We start from the raw sequence: 22,343 nt of genomic DNA on the forward strand, positions 1-22,343 counted from the left end.
AAAGAAAGGGGCTGGCAAACAATGAAAAAACGGCAGACAGTGTTATATATGGCACCAGCGGTAATTCTTATCCTGGCATTCTTCTTAGGTCCGCTGTGTTATCTGGGATATGTAAGCTTTTTTGAATGGAACGGCCTCGGGCCGAAGGCATTCGTTGGATTCGCAAACTTTCAGTATATATTCTCAGATCCTGTTTTTAGGATGGCATTTAAAAATACCGTTATCTGGCTTCTGTCAGCCCTGTTTTTACACATTCCCTTCGGGCTGCTTCTGGCGCTGCTTTTAAACAGGCAGCCCAGAGGATGGAAATTTCTGAGAGTCATGTATTTCATTCCCAATGTGATTTCAACGACAGCAGTTGCCTTTCTGTGGTATTTTATCTATCATGTTGATGTAGGTCTCTTAAATAATATACTGAAAAGCATTGGATTGGGAAGACTGGCGCATGCATGGCTCAATGACCCGGGGACCGCACTGGTCTGCAATCAGGTTCCGTTTATCTTCTATGTAGGGCTGACAATGATCATATTCCTGACACAGCTTTCTACCGTGCCGAAGGAACTGAAAGAGGCCGCGATGGTGGACGGCGCGACAGGGATCCAGATCGATATCCATGTCTACCTGCCAATGATGAAACCGGCAATCATTACGAATATCATGCTGAATCTGGCATTCTGCCTCAGAACGTTTGAATATCCGTTCCTGATGACAGGAGGTGGTCCGGCGAACAGTACGACGAACCTTTCACTGTATATTTACAGGGAAATGGTCGGCTCCAACAGATACGGGATATCGATGGTGGCAGGTCTGGTAACAGTACTGCTCGGTTTCGGAATCATGATACTTGTAAATATGCTTCAAAGAGAAAGGAGGAGCTGCCATGAATAGCAGAAAATCACCCGAGCGTACAATCATGTACATATTTCTGGCAGCCGTGCTCGTATTTATGATGGTGCCGTTTTTCTGGCTGCTTGTTTCATCCTTCCGGCCGAATGCGGATCTCTTTAACGAACCGTTTGCGGTGCCGAAGCATCTTTCGCTTGAGAACTTCAAGGCAGTGATGGAAAGCCATCCGATGGTATTGTATTTTTTCAATACGGTGGCAGTGGCGGCTCTGGCAACCGTGATTTCTATTCTGTCAGCCACTCTGGCTTCCTATGCCATGCTATACAGGTTCACAAGCAGGAAAATCCTGACCGTGCTTTTCTCTATGTGCCTGTTTATCCCGACCAATGCATTCTTAGTGCCATACTATGTGATGATTAATAAGATCGGGCTCTATGATAACATTCTCGGGATCGCGCTGGTGTATGCGGGGGTAAACCTGCCGATGAGCCTGATGGTGGTGCGCGGATATATGGAGACGATTCCCGGGGAACTTCTGGAATCAGCGAAAATAGACGGGGCAACAGCGGGACAGGCTTTCCGGAAAATCATACTGCCTATTTCAAAACCCGGTATCGTCACCGCCTGTGTATTCATCGTCATCAATTCCTGGAATGAACTGCTCTTTGCAAATCTTCTGAACCAGAGTGACGCTTCCAGAACGATCCAGGTGGCGATCCGTTCCTTCCTAACGACCTTCGAGGCCAATTATGCATATGCATTTGCGGCGATGGTGATTTCCATCCTGCCTACCATCGTGATTTATGCCATGCTGACAGACAAGATCATAGGGGGAATGACAGCCGGGGCGGTGAAAGGGTAAGTGAGTCCGGAAATGTATAAAAAGTAAAAGGGGGATATCTTATGAGAATGATGATCGTGGAAGACGAGGACAATATCCGGGAGGGGCTTGTATCCCTGCTGGACTGGCAGGAAGAAGGGTTTGACCCTCCCGTACTATTTGGGGGTGCAATCGAGGCGCTGGAATATCTGGAAACAGAGAAAGTGGATGTAATTCTGACAGATATTTATATGCCGGTCTTAAACGGTCTGGAATTTATTAAGATGATACGCACGGAGAACCTGACGTGTGACATTATTATACTGACCGGGCATGACAGGTTTGAGTTTGCACAGGAAGCCGTGGAGCTGGGCGTGAAGCGTTACCTGTTAAAGCCGGTATCCCCCGATAAACTGAGGTCGGTGCTCTCGGATATACGCAGGGACATTGCAGAGCGGATGAAGCTCATGGACTGGATCGCGATTGCCGAGAAACAGCTGGAAGAAAATCTCCCGGTTCTGCGCAACCAGTTCTGGAACGACCTGCTGGCAGAACGTTTCGCAGAGAAGGAACAGATGGAACTGCGGGCGGGAAAAGCATCGGTTTATCTTCCAAAAAGCGAGGTCACCTGTGTGGCGATCCGTTATTTTAACCAGAACTCCAGTCTGACAGAGGAGGTGGCTTTGAGGCAGATCGTGGATGAAATACTGGGTGATGCGGTCGTCTATCTGATGCCTTATGACGGGACCGAACTTGTCATCATGGAGGGAAGGCTGTACCAGTTCAAGCTGGAGATTCTGAAGGAGTCTATCGCACAGAATCTGGGACTGGAAGTATGTTTCGGCGTCAGCAAAACCGGAGCAGAACTGCTTACGGCAGGCAGGCTGGCGAGGGAGGCGGTGGAAGCGGCAAAGTCCATACGAGACATACACGAGATGTATTACCTCTATTTTGCCGATATTGCCCCCAAACGTGCGGGCGAATCGGAATATCCATATGCAGATGAAAAACAGATACTGGATATGCTTAAGTTTCACGATACGTTAAACAAGAGGCTCCTCCAGACTTTTTTCCAGAAAGTGATGCCTCCCCGGTATCCTGTCGAGGAGTCAAAGGTGATGCTGCTCCAGCTGCTGGTCGCCATGAACCGTACGGCAAATGATATGGGGGTCGATGTTCTGGAAGAGTTCAGGAATACGGAAAGCTGCATCAGGAATTTTGACGGACCGGAGCAGTCCTTTCAGGATATGGCCGGGAGGATTATACAGAAAAAACGCAGTTCAACAAGAAGATATGTGGAAGTGATTGCCGGGCAGGTAGAGGAAATTGTCGAAAGAGAGTATTCTAACCCGGAGCTGTCCGTGAGTTATCTCGCTGACAGGCTCGCCCTGACATCCAATTATCTGTCCAGAATCTTCCGGAGCCTGACAGGGGAAACCTGTATTGAATATATCACAAAGGTACGTATGAACGCAGCGAAAGAGATGCTCGAACATACAGACAAAAAGAGCTATGTGATTGCCGGAGAAGCCGGCTATAAAAATGCAAATTATTTCAGCGCGATGTTTAAGAAATATACGGGACTGTCTCCAAAGGAATATCGGGAAAGGAGTAAAGCGTGAAGCGCAGATTCAAATCCATAAAGAACAGAATCATGGTTTTCTTTATCGGTGTGGCAGTCTTCCAGATTGCGGCTATGGCTTTGTTTGCGGTTTTCCATCTTCGCCCGTCTCTGACGAAAATGTATGAAGAGCATCTGGAAAAGTTTACAGAGTCTGCATTCTGGGAAATTAATTCGGCAAAGATGAAGATAGAAAATTATACGGTGAACATGATTGGTGATTCCGACATACAGGAGTTTTTAAGATACGCAGATAACAGCAGCCAGAACTATGTGCCGTCCATGACGGCAGAGATGCGGAACCGGATTCTGTCTTATACGGATTATGACAGCGCGATCAGGTCCATTTACCTGATCGACAATTACGGGAGGATGTACAGCAACCTTTCCCATAATGCGGTGTCCGGGTATCTGGAGTCAAAGGAGGATCTAAAGGGCAGAAAAGATGCATCCGCCGTATGGTTTACAGATTTTAATGACAGCAGCATCGTTGTGTACCGGATTGTGAACAATAATACAACGGATCTGACGCAGAAGATTGGTGCAGTCTGCATGGTGATTGACAAAAGCCTCTTTGTGGACCGGATCGGCCAGTTTCTTCTGGAAGACACACAGAATTACCGCCTGGAGAGTGTGGACGGCAATTTCAGGCTATCTTCTGTTGGTGACGGGGACACGCTTTCAGATAAAAAGTATATTATCAGCTCCCGGGACAATGGTATCTGGAGGCTGAAAACCTGGATTGATAAGAACGAGGCCTATGCCTCTATTTATTTGATTTTCAAAATCCTTTCACTGGAGCTGATGGTACTGCTTGTGATTAGTGTGTGTATGGTCATCTATCTTTCCGGCAGGATTACAAAACCCATTTCAGATATCAGGAATGCCATGAAACAGGTCGGAAAAGGCAATATGCGTTCAGAGGTGCCTGTCAGCGGTGAGGATGAGATCGGGCAGCTTGCGGAAACGATGAACAGGATGTCAAAAAAAATCGGGGAGCTGGTAGAAAAGATAAGGCGTGAGGAGACCAACCAGCGCCTGCTGGAGTTAAAGGCCATGCAGTACCAGATCAACCCGCATTTTCTCTATAACACGCTGGATTCCATCAGCATGTTTGCGCGGAAGAACCATGATGTACAGAGTGAGGAGCTTGTGATTGCGCTGTCTGATTTTTTTAGGATCAGCTTAAGCCACGGACAGGAATTTGTGACACTGGAAAAGGAGGCAGAATATGCAGTGTGCTATCTGGAAATCCAGAATATTCGTTTTCCTGACCAGATCACATGGGATGTCTCTGTCGATGAAAAATTGAAGGACATAAAAATCATGAAGTTTATTCTCCAGCCCCTTGTAGAAAACAGTATCTACCACGGAATCCGTGATGCAGGCAGGAAGGGGCATATACAGATATCTGCTTATCAGGAGTGTGACGGACTTGTCCTGTGTGTGGAGGACGACGGGACGGGCATGCTGCCGGAGGAACTGAACGAGCTTATGAAGGAACTGGAATCAGAGGAAATCCGCGAGAAAGATATCCATGAGGGCGGTTTCGGACTTAAGAATGTCCATCAGAGGCTGAAACTGATGTATGGAGAAAAAAGCGGGCTTCAGATCGAAAGTGAATGGGAGGAAGGGACAAGGATTAAAATTTTCATTCCACTCAGATGTAAATCTGGAGAAAAAGTGTGAGAAGAGGGAAAAAGATGGAAAAATTAAAACTGGCAGATTTAAAGGACGTAAAGATTAAGGACCCTTTCTGGGACAGGCATACGCAACTGGTAAAGTCCGAAATACTGGACTACCAGTGGAGGGCAATGAACGACCAGATTGAGGATGCGCCGCCCAGCCACTGCATCGAAAATTTCCGGATCGCGGCAGGGGAGTCAGATGGAGAGTTCTTTGGAGCGGTCTTTCAGGATTCCGATGTGGCAAAATGGCTGGAAGCCGTGGCGTATACGCTGGCGGCAGAACCGGATGCAGAACTGAAAAAACGTGCAGACGGTGTGATTGACCTGATCGGCCGCGCACAACAGCCGGACGGATATTTTAATACCTATTTTATACTGAAGGAACCGGGCAAAAGATTTCAGAATCTTTGTGAGGGACATGAACTATATACACTGGGACACATGATAGAGGCCGCCGTTGCATATAATCAGGCGACCGGTGAAAGAAGATTTCTCGAGATTGTCTGCCGCATGGCAGATCTTGTCGCAGATACATTCGGACCAGAAGAAGGAAAGCTTCACGGGATGCCGGGACATGAAGAGATTGAGCTTGCCCTCGTGCGTCTGTATGAGGTGACCGGGGAAAGAAAGTATCTGGAAACGGCTAAGTATTTCATTGATGTAAGAGGCACGGGAGAGAAAAACTACTTTCTGAAGGAGATGGAACAGGAAGGATTCCGGAATATCTTCCCGGAATTTGAAGACTACCAGCCAGAGTATTCCCAGTCCCACCTTCCGGTCAGGGAACAAAGGACGGCAGAAGGGCATGCCGTGCGCGCCGTGTATTTATACTCCGCAATGGCAGATCTTGCAGACCTGTACCATGATGAAAAACTTTTTGAAGCATGCACGAAACTCTGGGACAATATCGTACAGAGAAGAATGTATGTGACCGGCGGGATCGGTTCTTCCGGTATTCTGGAACGTTTTACAACGGATTATGACCTGCCGAATGACTGCAATTATGGGGAAACGTGTGCTTCGATTGGGCTGGTACTGTTTGGGAGAAGAATGGCCCAGATAACCCGCGATGCCAGATACATTGATGTGGCAGAGCGCGCTTTGTATAATACTGTTCTTGCAGGCATTGCCCTGGATGGAAAAAGTTTCTTCTATGTAAATCCACTGGAAGTATGGCCGGATAACTGCATGGAGCGCACCTCCAAAGAGCATGTAAAAAGCATTCGCCAGAAATGGTTCGGGGTTGCGTGCTGCCCTCCCAATATCGCGAGGACTCTTTCTTCGCTGGGGCAGTATATATACGGGTATGATAAACACACACTGTTTGTCAACCTTTTCATAGGAAATGAAACAGAACTGGAATTAGAAGGTGGCAGAATCCGGGTCAGTCTGGAAACGGAATTTCCCTATAAAAATACATATTCCCTTCGGATTCACGGTGAAGCAGGACGGATGACACTTGCACTTCGGATTCCGGATTATGCAGTTGATTACCGTATCTTTCAGGACGGTACTGAGGCTGTCTATACGGCAGAAAAAGGCTATGCATACATAAGCGGTGATTTCAGCGGGAAGACACTGGAAGTCCGGTTTCGTTCGGAACCACGTTTCATCAGGGCAAATCCTGCCGTACGCGCCGATGAGGGTAAAGTGTGCATGATGAACGGGCCGCTTGTTTATGCATTGGAAGAAGCAGATAACGGCGCGAATCTTTCCGGAATTTATCTGGATACCTCGACCCGGCCCGCAATGCGGCTGGACCCGGAACTCTTCGGGGGGACATGGGTATTGTCGGCAGACGGATACCGCATTGCGGCAGACAGCTGGGCCCCGGGCGAGCTGTACAAAGAAGAAAAACCAAAGTTTTTGAAGACAGAAGTACGGGCCATCCCCTATGCATACTGGAATAACAGGGGCAAAGGGGAGATGACAGTATGGGTAAAAGAATGGATATAAGATGATTAGACCGGTAAAAATTTTCCTTGTGATATATCTGATTTAGTGCTATGATGGACAACAGTGATAATGAAATCACGACAAGGCATATTTAGATATTTTAAAAAAGGAAAGGAAACGAGAAACGTGACCTATAAAGAAGCAAGGGTATATTTGGACGAAGTGTCGAAATACGGAAGTGTACTTGGCTTGGATACGATTCGAGGTCTGTTGCGTGAACTTGGGAATCCTCAGGATGACCTTACGTTCATACATATCGCAGGAACGAATGGAAAGGGATCTGTGCTTGCATACACTTCTACAATCTTAAGTGAGGCAGGATACAGGACCGGGAGATATGTATCGCCAACAGTGGTTTCCTATTTAGAGCGGATTCAGGTAGACGGAGAATGGATACCGGAAGAAGATTTCGCCGGATTAGTGGAAGAAGTTCAGAAAGCTATTGCACGTATGGAAACCTCAGGGGAAGCAAGCCCCACTGTATTTGAGGTCGAGACGGCAATAGCTTTTTTGTATTTTAAAAAGAAGAACTGTGATATCGTTGTACTGGAAACCGGTCTGGGCGGCACGCTTGATGCCACGAATATTGTGGAGCGTACGGCTGCTGCCGTTTTTGCATCCATCAGCCGGGACCATATGGGATTTTTAGGGGATACACTGGAAGAAATAGCCGGTAATAAAGCAGGCATCATCAAGCCGGGATGCTTTGTGGTGACGGCAGGGCAGAAGCCGGAAGTCATGAAGATTTTAAAGGATAAGGCAGACGCGCTCTCATGCAGGATGTATACGGCTTCTGTAAAAGATGCGGTGGTGCTTAAGGAGAACTGGGACGGACAGGAATTTACCTGCGGGAAATGGAAGAATATCCATATTCCACTGGCGGGAAGACATCAGATTAGTAATGCAGTTACGGTTCTTGAATTGATAGACGGATTGAATGAAAACGGATTCCATATCACAGAAAAAGCTGTGCGGGACGGTTTTGCGAAAACAAGCTGGCCCGGGAGGTTTACCTGCATTCATAAGGAGCCTCTGTTTATCGTAGACGGGGCACATAACGAGGATGCGGCTTTAAAGCTGCGGGAAACACTGGAACATTATTTCGCGGGCAGAAGGCTGATCTTTATTATGGGTGTATTCAAAGACAAGGAATACACAAAGATCGCACAGATCATGGCCCCGCTGGCAGAAAAGATCTATACGGTAGACCTGCCGGATACAGGGCGCACCCTGAAAGCGGAAGAACTTAAGGAAGCAGTGGAGCCATACTGCCCCGGTGTGGAGGCGGTATCTGATATCGGTGCGGCAGTCGGTGCGGCATACCATGTGGCAGGTGCAGAGGATGTAATACTGGCTTTTGGTTCCCTGTCCTATTTAGGACAGGTCATGAAGATGGCAGAGTCTGGATGTCAGACAGCAAAGTAGAGCCATATAAGGAGACATTATGATAGATCAGGAAAAAGTAAAGCAGGCAGTTAAGCTTCTGCTGGAAGGAATCGGGGAAGATATTACACGTGAAGGGCTGAAAGATACACCCGACAGGATTGCGCGGATGTATGAAGAAATATACGGGGGGATGGAAGAGAATGCGGCACAACATTTGAAAAAGACGTTCCATGTCGATGATAATGAGATGGTGATTGAGAAAGATATCACCTTCTATTCGACCTGCGAACACCATCTGCTCCCGTTTTATGGAAAGGCCCATATCGCTTATATACCGGACGGAAAAGTGGTGGGCTTAAGTAAGCTTGCAAGGACCGTGGAGGTGTTTGCCAAGAGGCTGCAGCTTCAGGAACAGCTGACGGGGCAGATCGCAGATGCCCTGATGGAGAATCTGAATCCGAAAGGGGTCCTTGTCATGATCGAGGCGGAGCATATGTGCATGACCATGCGGGGAATCAAAAAGCCGGGGAGCCAGACAGTTACAATCGTCAAACGCGGCGAATTTCTGGAGAATACGGAACTTACAAACCAGTTTTTCCAGATGCTCAGGTAGAATATTATGGAAGCAATAGAAAAAATCAGGAACCATCCACTTTACCGGGAAAGCTATGCATTACTGGAGGAAGCAGAAAAGGATCGGATATTCTGCCGCCACCAGATAACGCACCTTCTTGATGTGGCGAGGATTGCCTATATCCGTAATCTGGAAGAAGATCTGGGGATGAAAAAAGAGCTCATTTATGCGGCGGCCCTTTTACATGATATCGGTAAATACAGGCAGTATGAGGATGGCACACCCCATGAAATAGCGGGGATTAAGATAGCAGGGCAGATACTTACGGACACAGACTCCTTTACAGAAGAAGAAAAGCAGATGATCCTTAAGGCAATTCTGGAACATCGCAGAAGCAAGGAAGGGATGTCGGTACTGGGAAGGCTTTTATATGAAAGCGACAAGCTCTCCAGAGTATGCTGTATGTGTCCGGCCGAACCGGAATGCAATTGGAGCAGGGAAAAGAAAAACATGGAAATAAAGTGGTGAAAGGATTGATAATCATATGATCATAGGCAGCAGGGAATTTGACACAGACAATCATACATATATCATGGGAATTCTGAATGTAACACCGGATTCTTTTTCTGATGGCGGGCGTTACAGCCGTCTCGATGCAGCACTTACGCATGCGCAGGAGATGGTCATGGAGGGGGTGGATATTCTGGATGTGGGCGGAGAGTCCACGCGTCCGGGACACGTACAGATCTCAGAAGAAGAGGAGATCGAACGTACGGCGCCTGTCATTGAGAAGCTAAAGAAAGAGTTTGATGTACCAGTTTCCATTGACACTTATAAAAGCCGTGTCGCAAGGGCGGCCCTTCAAGCAGGAGCCGGTCTGGTAAACGATATCTGGGGGCTGAAATACGATGAAAACATGGCCTTACTGATTGCAGAAAGCGGGGCGGCCTGCTGTCTGATGCATAACAGGGAGAAGGCCGAATACCAGAACTTCCTTCCAGATGTGCTGATGGATCTGGAAAAGAGTGTAAATATTGCCAGAAAAGCCGGGATTAAGAAGGACAAGATTATTCTTGACCCGGGTGTGGGATTCGGCAAGACTTATGAGATGAATCTGGAGATTATCAAACAATTGAACCGTCTGCAGTTTCTGGGGTATCCGGTTTTGCTTGGCACTTCCAGAAAGTCGGTGATCGGTCTGACGCTGGATCTCCCTGCGGACCAGAGAGAAGAAGGTACATTAGTGACAACCGTCATGGGAATGTTAAGCGGCTGCGCATTTGTCAGGGTACATGATGTGAAGGCGAATAAGCGTGCGCTTAAGATGGCTGAAGCAATCATGAGGGAGCATCAGGGGGTATGATCATGGATAAAATTAAGATAGAAAATTTAGAGGTATTTGCAAAGCACGGTGTGTTCCCGGAGGAGAATGTACTGGGGCAGAAGTTCCTTGTTTCAGCCACCTTATATACAGATACGCGGCGTGCGGGAAAGACGGACGACTTAACCGCATCCATCCACTACGGGGAAGTGAGCCAGTTTATCGATGCGTACTTAAAGAGGCATACATTTAAGCTTATCGAGCGGGCTGCGGAGAGTCTGGCAGAAGAACTTCTCCTGCATACAGAGCATTTACAGAAAGTAGAACTGGAAGTAAAGAAGCCGTGGGCGCCGGTAGGACTGCCTCTGGAATATGTTTCCGTAAAGATTGAACGGCAGTGGCACACAGCATATATTGCCCTAGGCTCGAATATGGGAGAGAAACAACAGTATCTGGACGGCGCAGTAAAGGCACTCGACGCGTGGGAGGGCTGCCGTGTGGAAAAGACATCGTCCTGGCTGGTAACTCCTCCCTACGGCGTGACAGACCAGGATGATTTCCTGAACGGCTGCCTTGAACTGAAGACACTGCTCACTCCGGAAGAACTATTGGAAGCCCTTCATGAGATTGAACAGGAGGCCGGACGGGAGCGCATCATCCACTGGGGGCCGAGGACACTGGATCTGGATATCATTTTTTATGATGACCTCATTATGGGGACAGATACGTTATGCATCCCGCATGTTGAAGTGCAGAAGCGGGATTTTGTCTTAAAGCCGCTGCATGAGATTGCACCTTACAAGCACCATCCGGGGAATGGGAAGACAGTGCGGGAGATGTTGGAGGAAGTAATGAGCAGCCTATAAGAGCTGCTCAAAAGTATCGTAAAAGGTTGGATAGGATACATCTACACAGTGGCTGTCAAGGATATTTGTATTACCCTCCGCAACCAGTGCTGCAATGCTGAAAGCCATCGCAATCCTGTGGTCCAGAAGCGTGTGGATCGTGGCTCCGTGAAGCGGCTTGCCGCCATTTATCACCATTCCGTCAAAAGCCGGGGTGACATCGCAGCCCATTGCAGTCAGGTTGTCGGTGACTGTCTCGATCCGGTCAGTTTCTTTTACCTTCAGTTCCGAAGCGTCCCGTATGATTGTTGTGCCTTCTGCCACAGCGGCCATGACCGCAATGACAGGAATTTCGTCAATCAGGGTCGGGATGATATCCCCTTCGATCGTTATACCGTGAAGTTTACTGGAACGGACCAGTATATCGGCAATCTTTTCCCCGCCTTCGGTGCGCTCATTCAGGAGTGTGATATCCCCGCCCATATCTTCACATACTTTCAGGATACCTGCACGGGTCGGATTGATTCCAGTGTTTTTGATGAGGATTTCGGAATCAGGGACAAGCAGGCCGGCGGCTATGAAGTATGCCGCAGAGGAGATATCTCCCGGCACCATGATCTTCTGGCCGTACAATTCTTCGCAGGGACGGATGGATGCCGTCGCCCTTGTAGAATCCAGTTCGTGCTTCGTGGTCAGGTCGGCCCCGAATTCTTTCAGCATCAGTTCCGTATGGTTCCGGGAAAGACTCGGTTCCATGACAGAAGTTTCCCCGTCTGCGTAAAGTCCTGCAAGCAGGATACAGGATTTGACCTGTGCGGAAGCGACCGGGGAGATATAATGAATCCCGTGGAGGGAGCCTTTTGTGATATAGAGAGGGGCACACCCGTTGCGGAGAATGCTGGATATATTCGCCCCCATGCGGGTCAGCGGGTCGATGATCCGTTTCATGGGACGTGAATTCAGGGAATCATCCCCGGAAATCTTGCAGTCAAAGGACTGTCCGGCAAGAATGCCTGAGATCAGCCGGGTAGTCGTTCCGCTGTTGCCTACATCCAGTATATCGTCCGGGGCACTCAGTCCGTGCAATCCTTTTCCATGTACGGTAATGATATCACCGTCCTCGACGATATCGATCCCGAGCCTGCGGAAACAATTGATCGTAGCCAGACAGTCGGCACCTTCCAGAAAATTATGAATCTCAGTCGTCCCTTTCGCGATGGACCCAAACATAATGCACCTGTGGGAAATAGATTTGTCGCCGGGAACGGAAACTTCCCCTCTTAATCCTGTAATATTCGTTAATTCCATAAATTTTTGTATATCCTTTCTGTATCCTTGTGTGTATTTCTGCATCTGCACAGTTACTATTTACGGGGCCGTGCACCGCGCTGTACACATTACACTTCATAAACAATGTATCTGTATTTCTTCAAGAGTTCCGCCGCCTTATTGGAAGAAGGTCCGTCATAGAATTCAATTCTCAGTACACCCTCTTCGAACTCTCTGTTATGTATAATCCCGATATTCTTAATACTGATATTGTTGCTCGCAAGAATGGTAGCGATGGTTGCAATACCGCCGGCCTCATCAATAATATCACAGTAGAGTGCAAAGCTTTTCTTGATAGGGCCTGCCGAACTATTCGGCATGGAATCCCTGTAGTCCTTAGAATCCTCGAAAAGGGAATAGAGCTCGCCCTCCGCCCCCTCGTCGACCGCTTTCTTCGCTTCCTGAAGCACTCCGATATAATCTTCCAGTATCTGGGAAATATTTTTCTTATTCTTCAAACAGATCTGCTGCCACATGACAGGGGAGGAGGAGGCGATACGCGTGATATCTTTAAATCCCCCTGCAGCCAGATTCTTCATCAGCTCATCCTTCGTATCCGTATCGCGCACAAAATTTACGAGACTGGAAGCAATAATGTGGGGCAGGTGGCTGATCGTCCCGGTGACATAATCATGCTCCTCGTAGTCCAGGACAACAGGGAGTGCCTTCAGTGCCGTTACAAATTCCCTGTATGCATCTACCTTTGCCGGGGAAACTTTTGCCGAAGGCGTCAGAATATAGTAGGCATTTTCGATCAGAACCGGTTTTGAATTCACAAACCCGCTTTTTTCGGAACCGGCCATCGGGTGCCCGCCGATGAAATTCTCTTCCAGCCCGAGCTGTATGATCTCTTCATGGATAGAGCTCTTTACGCTCCCCACGTCCGTCAGGATACATTCTGAACCTACGAAATCCTTAAGCTGGCTGAGATAAGCTGTATTATAAGCAATCGGGGCACATAGAAATATATAAGCGCACCCCCTGAAATTTTCATCTATTGAAGAGCAGGAAGTATGGATCGTCCCCTCCTGAACCGCCAAAGCCAGTGTCTCTTTACTCTTATCAAAAGCCAGCAGCTCGTATTCCGGAAAATACTGCCGCACAGCCTTGGCAATAGAACCGCCGATCAACCCCAGACCAATAAATCCAATCTTTTTAGTCATCATACTGTAAGTCCTTTCTGGTAGTAATCTAATAAATTTCACATTAACCAGTTTACCATTTTAACGGGGAAAAGTAAACGGACTTTCGAAGCAAAAAATCTTTGTTAAAAATTCATAAAGCAGTTGTAATACGACTCGTTTTTTAGTACAATATACACATAACACGTGTGCGCCGGAAGTACATTATAAAGCATGCGCATAATAACGACACACAAGGAGGCAGCAGCATGAAGGTTTACAGAACAGACGAGATTAGGAACGTAGTATTGCTTGGCCACGGCGGAAGTGGCAAGACGAGCCTGGCAGAGGCGATGTTGTATGTATCAGGGGCAACGAACCGTATGGGTAAGATTTCCGATTCTAATACGGTTAGTGATTTTGATAAAGAAGAGCAGAAACGCGGATTCTCTATCAGCACAACTCTGATCCCGGTTGAGTGGGAGAAGGCTAAGATCAATATTCTGGATACACCGGGATACTTTGACTTTGTCGGTGAGGTAGAGGAAGCAGTAAGTGCAGCTGATGCAGCTGTTATTGTTGTATCCGGTAAGGCCGGCGTACAGGTTGGTACGGAGAAGGCATGGGAACTGTGCGATAAGTACAATCTCCCGCGTATGGTCTATGTCACAGAGATGGACGTGGATGATGCCAGCTTCCGCCAGGTGGTGGCAGACCTGACAGAGAGATACGGGAAGAAGATAGCACCTCATTTCCAGCCGATCCGTGAGAATGAGAAGCTGGTTGGATATATTAATGTTATTAAGAATGCGGCAAGAAGATATACAGATATCGGACAGAGAGAGGAATGCGAGATTCCGGATTACTGTCTGCCGAACCTCGAGATCCTGAGAGATTCACTGATGGAGGCAGTAGCCGAGACGAGTGATGAATTCATGGAGAGATATTTTGCAGGGGAAGAGTTCTCCGTAGAAGAGATTCGTGCAGCCATGCGTACAGAGGTTATGGACGGGGACATCGTTCCTGTAGCTATGGGGTCCAATCTGCAGGCACAGGGAGTTGCAAACCTGTTATCTGATATTGTAAGATTCTTCCCGAGCCCGGACAGAAGGAGCTGTGCAGGACTGAACCGCAGGACGAACGAGATCTTTGAAGCGAACTATGAATTCTCAAAGGCTAAGACAGCATATGTCTTTAAGACAATGGTAGACCCGTTCATCGGTAAATATTCCTTCGTAAAAGTATGCTCAGGTGTTATCAAGGGCGATGATGTGCTCTATAATGCGGACTCGGATGCAGAAGAGAAGCCGGGCAAGATTTATACCATGTGCGGGAATAAGCCGTCGGAAGTGACAGAATTATTTGCAGGTGATATCGGAGCGATTGCGAAGCTTTCCAACACACGCACCGGGGATACGCTCTCCACAAAGGCAACGCCGGTATCTTTCGCAAGGACAGACTTTTCTGTTCCTTATACATATATGAAGTATTCAGTGAAGACCAAAGGCGATGATGACAAGGTATCACAGGCTCTGGCTAAGATGATGGCGGAAGATATGACTCTGAAGGCTGTCAATGACAGTGAGAACCGTCAGTCTTTACTTTATGGTATGGGGGACCAGCATCTGGAGATTACAGTGAGCAAGCTTGCTTCCAGATATAAAGTAGATGTCATTCTGGAAATGCCTAAGGTAGCATTCAGGGAGACGATCCGCAAGAAATCTGATGTAGATACAAAGTATAAAAAGCAGTCAGGCGGACATGGACAGTATGGCCATGTTAAGATGAAGTTCGAACCATCAGGCGACCTTGAGACGCCATATATATTTGAAGAGGTTGTTGTCGGCGGGGCAGTGCCGAAGAATTATTTCCCGGCAGTAGAGAAGGGCCTTCAGGATTCCGTTGTGAAGGGACCACTTGCAGGATACCCGGTTGTAGGTGTGAAGGCGATCCTGTATGATGGATCTTACCATCCGGTTGACTCCTCAGAGATGGCGTTTAAGACGGCTACAGTCCAGGCATTTAAGAAAGGCTTTATGGAGGCAGGACCGGTTCTCCTTGAACCAATCGCTTCCTTGAAAGTGACAGTTCCGGATGAATATACCGGTGATGTTATGGGTGATCTGAACAAGAGACGTGGGCGCGTGCTCGGAATGAATCCGATAGCGGGTGGTAAGCAGGTGATCGAAGCAGATATCCCGATGACAGGATTATTCGGATACTGTACAGTACTCCGATCCATGACTGGAGGCCGCGGCACTTATGCTTATGAATTTGCAAGATATGAGCAGGCACCGTCTGATGTACAGGAGAAGGAAATTGCAGCAAGGGCTGCGGAAGAATAGAATAAGCACTCCGTATGGCTTGATGAAAATCGGCTGTACGGAGTTTTTTTGTGCATTTATTCATATCATCCTTATTTATTACAAAATATCAAAAAAAAGTACAGGAAGAAAGTTCTTGAAATTTATATGATAAGAACAGAAAAGAACGGAGGCGTGACATTATATGAATACAGAGGGATTACAAAGCAGCAGACTTGAAGAGATATTTGCTAAAGTAGATGCGAATGAGGATTTGACGAAAGAAGATGCGCTGGAACTGCTGAGTATCAACAATCAGTCGGCAGATTTTTACACATTGATTCAAAAGGCAAATGAATTATCAAGAAAAGAATTCGGACAAAGAGGATATGTTTTTGCACAGATCGGTCTGAACAGCGCACCGTGCACCGGTAATTGTAAATTTTGTTCACTTGGGAAAGACAATTTTGTGGCAGAGGAAAAATCCGAAAAGTCATTGGAAGAGATTCTTCAGCAGGCAAGGTGGATCGTAGAAGAAAAGGCAGATGCACTGTTTCTGATGACAACTGCAGATTACAGTATAGAAAAATTTCTCCAGATTGCCAAAGAAGTAAAAAAACTGCTTCCAGAGGACATGATGTTTATTGCCAATATCGGTGATTTTAATGAGGACACAGCAGTACGTCTGAAAGAGGCCGGTTTTACGGGGGTATACCATATTGTAAGAATGAATGAGGGAATTGATACAGACCTCCCGGTGGAAAAGAGAATCGCCACACTCGACGCCCTTAAAAATGCCGGATTGGAATTGATCTACTGTGTAGAACCGATTGGGCCCGAGCATACATACGGCCAGATCGCGGATGAGATGCTGCGTGCAAGGGCATATGATGTAAATGTCATGGCATGTATGAAACGTGTCGGTGTCCCGGGGACTCCTCTTTATGAGAAGGGGGAGATTACAGATCTGGAACTGACGAAAATCGCTGCAGCGGCAAGACTTGTTACGAGACCGAAGAAGTCTATGAATGTTCATGAACCAAAGGCGATGGCTTTGATAGCAGGTGTGAACCAGTTATATGCGGAAGTCGGGATGAATCCGAGGGATGTAAACGCGGAGACCGGGAACGGACGCGGTTTTTCCATTCAGAATGTAAAAGATATGCTGGCCCAGGCCGAATATGTGACTCGTGCATAAAAAAATAATTATAAATATTAAAGGAGAGATACAAACATGAATCAGAAAGAATTATTATTGAAAACACTGCACCATGAGGAAACAGAGCAGGTAGCATGGATACCGTTTGCAGGCGTGCATGCGGGCAGCCTTCTCGGGTATGATGCAACAGAAGTCTTACAGGACGAAGAAAAGCTGTTTCAGTCACTGATGGAGGTAAACAAGCTTTATAAACCATCCGGGCAGCCGGTGATCTTTGACCTGCAGGTGGAGGCCGAATGTCTGGGATGTGATCTCGTATGGGCGAAAGATGCTCCGCCGTCTGTTGCAAAACATCCGCTGGAAGGCACGGAAGATCTGGAAACACCTTGCTACTGCACGATACCGACGAAAGAATCAGGACGTATTCCGATGATTCTGAATGTGATGAGAAGAATGAAAGAAGCAGTAGGCGGTACGACAGCTTTATACGGACTGATCTGCGGACCGTTTACACTTGCAACACACCTGCGTGGAAATGATATTTTTATGGATATGTATGACGATGAGGATGCCGTGATTGAATTTCTGGCATACTGTAATGCGATTGCAATGAAGATGGCAGAGTATTATATCGAGGCAGGCATGGATGTGATTGCAGTGGTTGACCCGCTGATCTCCCAGATTTCTTCTGATCACTTTGAACAGTTTATGAGCGAGCCGTTCAGTAAATTATTTGCCCATATCCGTGAATTAGGGGCACTTTCTTCCTTCTTCGTATGTGGGGACGCTACGAGGAACATAGAAGTGATGTGCCAGACAAAGCCGGATTCCATTTCCATCGATGAAAACGTTGACCTGTTTGCTGCCAAGAAGATTACGGATAAATATAATGTGGCAATCGGAGGGAATATTCCTTTGACAACGGTCATGCTGCATGGGACACAGCAGGACAACATGAAGTTTGTGGTTGATCTTCTGGATAAACTGGAGGACAAGAAAAACTTCATCCTTGCTCCCGGATGTGATATGCCTTATGCGGTGCCGGTTGAAAATACGATCGGTGCGGTACAGGCGATACACGAGACGGATGCCGTGCGTGAAATTCTGAAGAACTATGTTGCCGCAGACGAAGAGATAGAAGTGGAACTTCCGGATTACGGGCATCTTGAGAAACCGCTTGTGGAAGTCTTCACACTGGATTCTGCGACCTGTGCTGCCTGCACTTATATGATGGGTGCCGCAAAGGAGGCAAAAGAGACATTTGGAGATGCAATCGACATGGTAGAATATAAGTTCACCATCAAAGAGAACATTGCACGCTGCAAGAAGATGGGAGTGCCGAATCTTCCGTCCATGTACATTAACGGAGAGTTAAAATTCCGCTCTCTTGTACCGGCAAAAGAAGATCTGGAAGCAGCTATCAGGGCTGTGATGAAATAATGAGCAGACTGTATTTAATTACCGGCTTCTTAGGAGCCGGTAAAACTACTTTTCTGAAAAACTTTATAAAGGAATTTTCAGGGGAACGCATTCACCTGATTGTAAATGAATTCGGAAAAGAAGGAGTTGACGGCAGAATTCTGGATGAGCTCGGTATGGTTCTGGATGAGATCAATAATGGTTCGATCTTCTGTTCGTGCAGATTGGATAAATTTGAAGAAGTGCTCGAAAAGGCACTCGTCAGGCAGCCTGATGTTATTATAATAGAAGCATCGGGCCTTTCCAACCCGACAAACGTAAGAAAAATCCTGGATCAGGAAGGAAAATTCGAGTCTGCCGAATACATGGGGAGCATCTGCCTGATTGATGCAAAGCAGTTCCTTAAAGTGTATGGGACGGCGGTCGTGGTAAAAAAGCAGATAGCAGTCAGCGATATGGTCCTGATCAATAAGACAGACCTTGCCACGCCGGAAACTGTCGCAGATATCAGAAAAACAATCCGTAACCACCGGCCGGATGTCCCTGTCTACGAGACTACGTTCGGCCGTATAAAGAAAGAATGGCTCGACCGCATGTCAGAGGCCCGTGGGGAAGATGCGGACCTGATGCAAAGTGCGGATATCACTCTGCGTAAATACCTGCTGCACATTAAAGAGAACCAGACACTATATACGCTGCAGAAATTTCTGGAAATGTTCTTAATTGACACGTACCGTGTGAAAGGAATCATAGAACTTCAGGAGGGCTGTTACCTGATCAGCTGCACCGGGGAAATGTTCCATGCAGAAGTATTCAAAGGCAGTTTAGGAGTGACAAACGATCTGGTCGTTCTTTCAGGCAATGGGCTGCCCACGAAAAGAGCCATTAAAAAGGCAATGGAATGGTATCCTGACATCGCTGAAATCATAAAATAAGCCGGCCGCTGGCCGGCTTATTTTATCCCTTTCGCAGACCCGGTTTAATATTTATTAAGAAATCTGCAAAACGATTGTATTTACGATTCAAAAGTGCTATAATTGCTCTGCCATTATGGAAAAATAGCGATTACATACCTTATAGAAAGATTCAATAAGGTATAAGAATGAAGTTGAGGGTAGACAAATGAAGATAGTCATCATTGGAGACGGTAAAGTCGGCTATAAGCTGGCAAAACAGCTCTCCGCAGAGAATTACGATATTGTAATGATCGACAGCAATGAAAAGAAATTGCGTGCTGCTATTGACCGGCTTGATATTTTCTGTGTGACCGGCGATGGGGGAAGTGTAGCAGTACAGAAGGAGGCAGATGTACCGCATGCGGACCTGGTTATCGCATGCACATCTACGGATGAGTGCAATATGTTAAGCTGTCTCATTGCAAGAAGGCTCGGGGCCAGGCACACGATTGCCAGGGTGCGTAATCCGATTTATTATCAACAGATTGATATTTTAAAGGAGGACCTGCACCTGAGCATGGCAGTAAATCCTGAACTGGCAGTGGCAGGAGAGATTGCCCGTCTTTTACTGTTTCCGGATGCAAGCAAGATAGAGACATTTGTAAAAGGAAGAGTAGAGCTCATTGAATTTCCGCTTTCCCAGAACAGCATGCTGGCAGGCATGTCCCTTGCGGAGATGTACAACAAGTTCCAGATCAAGATACTTGTGTGCGCTGTAGAGCGCGGCGATAATGTGGTGATTCCGGACGGTGAATATATTCTGCGTTCAGGAGACCGCCTCCATGTGGCAGCATCCCATGTAGATATTGAATTGTTCTTTAAACTGCTCGGCAAGAAGCGGGAGAAGATCCGTAAGGTCATCATATGCGGCGGCGGACGTGTCAGCTATTACCTTGCCACCCAGCTCTGCAAACTGGGGATGCAGATCAAGATTATCGAGAAAGAAGAAGAGAAGTGCGAGAATCTCTGCGAGCTTCTTCCAAAGGCGACTATCATCAACGGTGATGCGTCAGACCATGACCTGCTTATGGAGGAAGGAATCCAGGATGCGGACGCACTGATAGCCCTGACAGGAATGGACGAAGAGAACATTATCATGTCCCTGTTTGCAAAGAGTCAGGGAGTGTCCAAGATCATTGTCAAGGTCAATGAGGACCGCAGGGCGAGGATGATCGAGGAATTTGGGATTGACAGTATCGTTTCCGCGAAGACGGCAACGGCAGATGCAATCATGAGTTATGTGCGTGCACGCCGGAATTCCCAGGGAAGTGCAAATGTAGAGACAATGTACCAGCTGGTGGACGGAAAAGTAGAGGCACTTGAATTTATTGTAAAATCAGAAACTAAGTATACAAATAAGCCTTTAAAGGATTTATCCTTAAAGCCGAACAACCTGATTGCAGGTATCGCAAGAAAGCGCAAGATTATTATTCCGAATGGCGATGACTGTATCAAGGTTGGGGACAGTGTCATTATCATAACGATGGAAAAGCAGATCCAGGATATCCAGGATATCTTAATGTAGGTGCAGACTGATGAATTATAAGATGACGGTTTTTATCATAAGTAAAATGCTGGGGGTCGAAGGGGCGCTTCTTTTGATTCCGGCTATGGCTGCATTTTTATATGGTGAAAAAAGTGGATTGACTTTTTTAGTAGTGAGTGTAGTTCTTTTCATAATCTTTCTTGCTTTTGGCAGGAAGGTGCCGGAAAATAAGACAATTTACGGGAAAGAAGGTCTTGTGATCGTAGGCTCTGCATGGATACTGTGGTCCCTGTTCGGTGCGCTGCCATTTTTCCTTTCAGGAAGTATACCGAATTACCTGAATGCGTTTTTCGAGACTGTTTCCGGCTTTACGACGACGGGATCTACCATACTCACAGATATCGAAATTCTGCCGAAGGGGATGCTTTTCTGGAGGAGCCTGACACACTGGATTGGCGGCATGGGAGTACTTGTATTTGTTATGATGCTGACTTCTCTGGATGACGAGAACTCGATGCACCTGATGCGTGCCGAAGTTCCGGGGCCGGAAGCTGACAAGCTTGTTCCCAAGGCCAGAAGTACAGCGAAGATACTCTATTCGATGTATTTTGTACTGACGGCGGCCGAGGTGGTGTTCCTTCTGTTTGGTGGAATGAGTTTCTACGATGCTCTGATTCATGCATTCAGTACAGCGGGTACCGGCGGATTCTCCAATAAGAACAGCAGTATCGCGTTTTATGACAGTGCATATATTGACGGTGTGATTACGGTATTCATGATATTATTCGGAGTGAACTTTAACCTGTATTTCCTGCTTCGCCTGAAGGAGTGGAAGACTGTATTAAAAAATGAAGAACTCCATGCTTACTTAGGAATTATTGCAGGTTCGATTATTTTTATCACGCTGAATATAGTGGGGATGTATGGGAACATTTTACATGCATTCAGATATGCATCCTTTCAGGTTGCGGCTATTATCACAACGACGGGATTCTGTACAGCCAATTTTGACCTGTGGCCCGAGCTGTCAAAGGTTATTATACTGGGGCTGATGGTGATCGGTGCATGTGCAGGGTCGACCGGAGGCGGTATTAAAATATCACGTCTGCTAATCATGTTTAAGAGTGTAAAACAGGAGATCAGGCGGATGCTGCACCCGAAGTCGGTGACAATCGTACAGATTAACGGGAGAAAAATCAGCAGAGATACGATGCATAGCGTATATATTTATTTTATATGTTACATCCTGATCTTAATGGGGTCTGTTTTCCTCGTTGCATTCAATAATTATGATTTTACGACTACATTTAGTGCCGTACTTACGACTCTGAATAACGTCGGACCGGGTCTTTCCCAGATAGGACCCGTGGAAAACTTCTATGACTTCTCAGCATTGTCCAAGATTGTATTCTGTCTTGACATGCTTGTAGGAAGACTGGAGATATTCCCATATCTCCTCCTGCTATCTCCGGATTTGTGGCGTAGACGGTTTTAGGGGATTCATTGGGGAAGA

General features: G+C 46.9%; 18 protein-coding genes. 16 read left to right on the top strand and 2 right to left on the bottom strand.

Going from position 1 to position 22,343, the window contains the following annotated elements; genetic code table 11:
• Window positions 1-21: 21 nt before the first annotated feature.
• From A8806_RS24580 to folK, 10 genes are all read left to right on the top strand, one after another.
• A complete protein-coding gene (locus A8806_RS24580; protein WP_109733811.1) occupies window positions 22-888 on the top strand; it encodes a carbohydrate ABC transporter permease in 867 nt (288 codons plus the stop codon).
• Window positions 881-1,708, top strand: coding sequence for a carbohydrate ABC transporter permease (locus tag A8806_RS24585; RefSeq protein ID WP_109733812.1), 828 nt, complete (start codon window positions 881-883; stop codon window positions 1,706-1,708). Before A8806_RS24580 ends, A8806_RS24585 begins: the two co-directional genes overlap by 8 nt.
• Window positions 1,709-1,749: 41 nt before the next feature.
• Window positions 1,750-3,288 (top strand): response regulator transcription factor, encoded by a 1,539-nt coding sequence (locus tag A8806_RS24590; RefSeq protein ID WP_109733813.1) that lies wholly within the window; start codon window positions 1,750-1,752, stop codon window positions 3,286-3,288.
• The gene (locus tag A8806_RS24595; RefSeq protein ID WP_109733814.1) at window positions 3,285-4,976 is read left to right on the top strand and encodes a histidine kinase; all 1,692 of its coding nucleotides are present in this window, start codon (window positions 3,285-3,287) and stop codon (window positions 4,974-4,976) included. Before A8806_RS24590 ends, A8806_RS24595 begins: the two co-directional genes overlap by 4 nt.
• A 14-nt stretch (window positions 4,977-4,990) precedes the next feature.
• Window positions 4,991-6,931, top strand: a complete 1,941-nt coding sequence (locus A8806_RS24600) for a glycoside hydrolase family 127 protein (protein WP_109733815.1) — start codon at window positions 4,991-4,993, stop codon at window positions 6,929-6,931.
• A 126-nt stretch (window positions 6,932-7,057) separates the two neighbouring features.
• Window positions 7,058-8,356 (top strand): bifunctional folylpolyglutamate synthase/dihydrofolate synthase, encoded by a 1,299-nt coding sequence (locus A8806_RS24605; RefSeq protein WP_242996265.1) that lies wholly within the window; start codon window positions 7,058-7,060, stop codon window positions 8,354-8,356.
• 19 nt (window positions 8,357-8,375) lie between these two features.
• Window positions 8,376-8,930, top strand: coding sequence for a GTP cyclohydrolase I FolE (gene folE, locus A8806_RS24610; protein ID WP_109733817.1), 555 nt, complete (start codon window positions 8,376-8,378; stop codon window positions 8,928-8,930).
• 6 nt (window positions 8,931-8,936) lie between these two features.
• On the top strand, window positions 8,937-9,419 hold the full coding sequence (locus A8806_RS24615; protein ID WP_109733818.1) for an HD domain-containing protein: 483 nt from the start codon (window positions 8,937-8,939) through the stop codon (window positions 9,417-9,419).
• A 16-nt stretch (window positions 9,420-9,435) separates the two neighbouring features.
• Window positions 9,436-10,254, top strand: coding sequence for a dihydropteroate synthase (gene folP, locus A8806_RS24620; protein ID WP_109733819.1), 819 nt, complete (start codon window positions 9,436-9,438; stop codon window positions 10,252-10,254).
• A 2-nt stretch (window positions 10,255-10,256) separates the two neighbouring features.
• Window positions 10,257-11,078, top strand: a complete 822-nt coding sequence (gene folK, locus A8806_RS24625) for a 2-amino-4-hydroxy-6-hydroxymethyldihydropteridine diphosphokinase (RefSeq protein WP_109733820.1) — start codon at window positions 10,257-10,259, stop codon at window positions 11,076-11,078.
• Here folK and aroA read toward each other — a convergent pair.
• The gene (aroA, locus tag A8806_RS24630) at window positions 11,073-12,365 is read right to left on the bottom strand and encodes a 3-phosphoshikimate 1-carboxyvinyltransferase (protein ID WP_109733821.1); all 1,293 of its coding nucleotides are present in this window, start codon (window positions 12,363-12,365) and stop codon (window positions 11,073-11,075) included. The two genes, folK and aroA, sit on opposite strands and share 6 nt — an antisense overlap.
• A gap of 89 nt (window positions 12,366-12,454) precedes the next feature.
• A complete protein-coding gene (locus tag A8806_RS24635; protein ID WP_109733822.1) occupies window positions 12,455-13,552 on the bottom strand; it encodes a prephenate dehydrogenase in 1,098 nt (365 codons plus the stop codon).
• A gap of 224 nt (window positions 13,553-13,776) precedes the next feature.
• Between A8806_RS24635 and A8806_RS24640 the strand changes: the two genes are divergently transcribed.
• The 6 genes from A8806_RS24640 to A8806_RS24665 all read left to right on the top strand — a co-directional run bounded on the left by A8806_RS24640 (window position 13,777) and on the right by A8806_RS24665 (window position 22,325).
• Window positions 13,777-15,852 carry an elongation factor G gene (locus A8806_RS24640; protein ID WP_109733823.1) on the top strand — a complete coding sequence of 692 codons (2,076 nt, stop codon included), beginning with the start codon at window positions 13,777-13,779 and terminating at the stop codon, window positions 15,850-15,852.
• A gap of 163 nt (window positions 15,853-16,015) precedes the next feature.
• Window positions 16,016-17,008: a radical SAM protein gene (locus A8806_RS24645; protein WP_109733824.1), complete on the top strand. Its 993-nt coding sequence runs from the start codon at window positions 16,016-16,018 to the stop codon at window positions 17,006-17,008.
• 36 nt (window positions 17,009-17,044) lie between these two features.
• Complete coding sequence (locus A8806_RS24650) at window positions 17,045-18,409, top strand: uroporphyrinogen decarboxylase family protein (RefSeq protein ID WP_109733825.1); 1,365 nt, start codon at window positions 17,045-17,047, stop codon at window positions 18,407-18,409.
• The gene (locus tag A8806_RS24655) at window positions 18,409-19,323 is read left to right on the top strand and encodes a GTP-binding protein (protein WP_109733826.1); all 915 of its coding nucleotides are present in this window, start codon (window positions 18,409-18,411) and stop codon (window positions 19,321-19,323) included. The genes A8806_RS24650 and A8806_RS24655 overlap by 1 nt, the downstream gene beginning before the upstream one ends.
• Window positions 19,324-19,510: 187 nt before the next feature.
• Entirely contained in the window at window positions 19,511-20,869 is a 1,359-nt protein-coding gene (trkA, locus tag A8806_RS24660; RefSeq protein WP_109733827.1) for a Trk system potassium transporter TrkA, read from the top strand.
• 10 nt (window positions 20,870-20,879) lie between these two features.
• Window positions 20,880-22,325, top strand: coding sequence for a TrkH family potassium uptake protein (locus A8806_RS24665; RefSeq protein WP_109733828.1), 1,446 nt, complete (start codon window positions 20,880-20,882; stop codon window positions 22,323-22,325).
• Window positions 22,326-22,343: the final 18 nt, after the last annotated feature.

This window comes from Faecalicatena orotica, from assembly GCF_003149245.1.
Taxonomy (GTDB): domain Bacteria; phylum Bacillota; class Clostridia; order Lachnospirales; family Lachnospiraceae; genus Faecalicatena_A; species Faecalicatena_A orotica.

Excerpts from the sequence above, each read along its gene's own strand:
- A8806_RS24580 (WP_109733811.1), top strand. The coding sequence starts at position 22 with ATGAAAAAACGGCAGACAGTGTTATATATGGCACCAGCGGTAATTCTT.
- A8806_RS24585 (WP_109733812.1), top strand. The coding sequence starts at position 881 with ATGAATAGCAGAAAATCACCCGAGCGTACAATCATGTACATATTTCTG.
- A8806_RS24590 (WP_109733813.1), top strand. The coding sequence starts at position 1,750 with ATGAGAATGATGATCGTGGAAGACGAGGACAATATCCGGGAGGGGCTT.
- A8806_RS24600 (WP_109733815.1), top strand. The coding sequence starts at position 4,991 with ATGGAAAAATTAAAACTGGCAGATTTAAAGGACGTAAAGATTAAGGAC.
- folE (WP_109733817.1), top strand. The coding sequence starts at position 8,376 with ATGATAGATCAGGAAAAAGTAAAGCAGGCAGTTAAGCTTCTGCTGGAA.
- A8806_RS24615 (WP_109733818.1), top strand. The coding sequence starts at position 8,937 with ATGGAAGCAATAGAAAAAATCAGGAACCATCCACTTTACCGGGAAAGC.
- folP (WP_109733819.1), top strand. The coding sequence starts at position 9,436 with ATGATCATAGGCAGCAGGGAATTTGACACAGACAATCATACATATATC.
- folK (WP_109733820.1), top strand. The coding sequence starts at position 10,257 with ATGGATAAAATTAAGATAGAAAATTTAGAGGTATTTGCAAAGCACGGT.
- aroA (WP_109733821.1), bottom strand. The coding sequence starts at position 12,365 with ATGGAATTAACGAATATTACAGGATTAAGAGGGGAAGTTTCCGTTCCC.
- A8806_RS24635 (WP_109733822.1), bottom strand. The coding sequence starts at position 13,552 with ATGATGACTAAAAAGATTGGATTTATTGGTCTGGGGTTGATCGGCGGT.
- A8806_RS24640 (WP_109733823.1), top strand. The coding sequence starts at position 13,777 with ATGAAGGTTTACAGAACAGACGAGATTAGGAACGTAGTATTGCTTGGC.
- A8806_RS24645 (WP_109733824.1), top strand. The coding sequence starts at position 16,016 with ATGAATACAGAGGGATTACAAAGCAGCAGACTTGAAGAGATATTTGCT.
- A8806_RS24650 (WP_109733825.1), top strand. The coding sequence starts at position 17,045 with ATGAATCAGAAAGAATTATTATTGAAAACACTGCACCATGAGGAAACA.
- A8806_RS24655 (WP_109733826.1), top strand. The coding sequence starts at position 18,409 with ATGAGCAGACTGTATTTAATTACCGGCTTCTTAGGAGCCGGTAAAACT.
- trkA (WP_109733827.1), top strand. The coding sequence starts at position 19,511 with ATGAAGATAGTCATCATTGGAGACGGTAAAGTCGGCTATAAGCTGGCA.
- A8806_RS24665 (WP_109733828.1), top strand. The coding sequence starts at position 20,880 with ATGAATTATAAGATGACGGTTTTTATCATAAGTAAAATGCTGGGGGTC.